4 protein-coding genes are annotated in these 2107 nt (G+C 68.1%); all 4 read left to right on the plus strand.

Translation table 11 applies throughout. The annotated features are described in order from the left end of the window. The first annotated feature begins 320 nt into the window (after positions 1-320). Positions 321-473 (plus strand): hypothetical protein, encoded by a 153-nt coding sequence (locus ACTQ40_RS10415; protein ID WP_441564106.1) that lies wholly within the window; start codon positions 321-323, stop codon positions 471-473. Positions 474-481: 8 nt separating this feature from the next. Continuing rightward, positions 482-943, plus strand: a complete 462-nt coding sequence (locus tag ACTQ40_RS10420; protein WP_441564107.1) for a hypothetical protein — start codon at positions 482-484, stop codon at positions 941-943. A 16-nt stretch (positions 944-959) separates the two neighbouring features. Beyond that, entirely contained in the window at positions 960-1889 is a 930-nt protein-coding gene (locus tag ACTQ40_RS10425; protein ID WP_441564108.1) for a peptidoglycan recognition protein family protein, read from the plus strand. Positions 1890-1891: 2 nt separating this feature from the next. Next, positions 1892-2107 (plus strand): hypothetical protein (locus ACTQ40_RS10430; RefSeq protein WP_441564109.1); only part of this gene is annotated, 216 nt, incomplete at its 3' end.

The following is a 2107-nucleotide window of genomic DNA, read 5'->3' on the forward strand; positions in this document are numbered from 1 at the left end:
CCGCGGTGCAGGCGGCTACAGCCCGCTCTGGGTCGTGGCGCACCGACGGCTCGGCTGGTTCCCGCGCCTATCAGGGCCACTCAACGTCCGGCCAATCCGCCGACAACACGGGATTTTTCTTCTACGGCGAGTCGCTGGCGAGGGGTGGTGTCGGACGGTCGGGGGTGCTGCGTCTGTACCGGGCGACTGGTGCCGGGATGTCGGCTGCCCGGACGGTGTGGCTCGCGCTGCAGGGTGCCGCGAGCCGACCCTCGTCGCCGCCGCCGCTGACTACCAGTCCTCGCGCTGCCGGGCAGGTAGCGCAGGGCGGCACGGTTGATGTGGCGCTCACTGAGCAGGAGGTGGCGGCGCTGCTGTCCGGCTCTGCTCGCGGTATCGCTGTCGCCTATCAGGGCACGACCGACTATATGGCCCTGCTCGGCCCCTCTGACCGGCCCGACGCGGGCCGCATCACGCTCACCACTACGATCTAGGAGGCCCCATGCCATCCACACCTGTCTACGGTCTGCGGACCCCGGAGGTGACGAGCGCCAACGACGTGCCTGCCGATCTCGCCGTGCTGGCGCAGGGCGTCGAGGGAGCCCTCAACGGCGTCGTGGACGCGGCGGGGTGGGTGGATTGCGCCATCGCTTCCGGCTTTGAGGCCGTCTCGCCCGGGCTGAAGGTGCGTCGGCGGTGCGGCATTGTGGTCATCTCCGGTTTCATCCGCTGGACGGGAGGGTCGCTGACGGGCCGCACGGTCGCGACAGTCCCGGCGGGATACCGCCCATCGTCTGTATCCACGACACCTCTACCGGCGTCCGTCTCGTCCAACAAGACGACTGTCGCGACCCCGTTCCTGTCATCGTCTGGCGACCTGTCATTCTCGACGGTCGGCTACATCGTCGCGGAGCCGAGCGGGGGGACCCCGGTGTTCCCGATCTCCGGCACGTGGTTCCTGTGAGAGGGGAGGAGTAGGGATGGCATGGTATCCAGGCGCGGTTCGTGAGTCGCTGCAAACCCGGCTAGATCAGCGGCGGCGGGTGATGCCGTCACCGGTGCGGATCAATCTCCATACGGCGGTCAGCAACTCGACGTCGCTGCGTGGCTACTGGGACTCGCAGGGCGTGTTCTCCCACTTTTATGTTGACCGGATCGGCACGGTCCGCCAGTATCAGGACACCCAGTTCCGGGCGGCGTGCGACCTCGACGGCAACCCGGACACAATCTCGATCGAGACGTGGGACGGCTACGGGCCGGTCTGGACAGGTTGGGCTGACGAGAATAAACCTCCGCCCTGGAATCCGGCGCAGGTGCAGGCAATCGTCAAGCTCGTCCGCTGGTTGATGGCGACCCACCCGACGATTCCGCGCCGTCTCGCGGCCGACAATCGACGCGGCCCAAGCTCGCATGGACTGTCGTGGCATCGGCTCGGTGTCCCCGGGTATGCGACCACGGTGCCGCGTGAGCGCGGTGGGCTGCTGTACACGCTGAGCCGGGGCAAGGTGTGCCCTGGCCCGCAGCGTGAACGGCAAATCCCCCACATTCTGGCCGCCGTCATCCACGGCGACACAACGACGACTGACCACTCACAGCAGGAGGATGACGAGATGAAGCAGGAAGATTGGGAGCGCCTGGAGCGGATGATCCGGGTCGAGCTGGGTCGAGCACGGACGTCGATCGCTGACTCGGTGTGGGAGTACTACCTCGGCAGCTCCGGCCCGACTGCGGCGGTGGCGCAGCAGGACGGCTACTGGCAGGGCCGCAAGATGGACGCACAGGTTGCGGCCCTGACCGCTGCTGTGGAGGCCGCCAAGCCCGGATCGGTGGACATGTCCGCCATCCGGGCAGCGGCCGAAGCGGCTGCCGAGAAGGCGTTGGCTGACCTCGGTGACCGGCTCAAGGGCTGAGCGTGCCTCGCCGGACAGCGATGCTCGTGCTCGGCGTCCTGTGGGTGCTGATCGGGGTGTCACTGCTCGATGCTGGCGTCCCAGCCCGTGCCGAGCTGATCGACCTACCCGACTGGCTACGAGCCGCCCTATGGGTCGCTGCCGGCGTGGTCGCGATCGCCACCGCCGGGCATGTGCGGGCATCGGTGTGGGGTCTGGCCGGGTTAGCCCTGGCTGCC

It is taken from the genome of Collinsella sp. Sow4_D11 (genome assembly GCF_052116465.1).
In the GTDB taxonomy this organism is placed as follows: domain Bacteria; phylum Actinomycetota; class Coriobacteriia; order Coriobacteriales; family Coriobacteriaceae; genus Collinsella.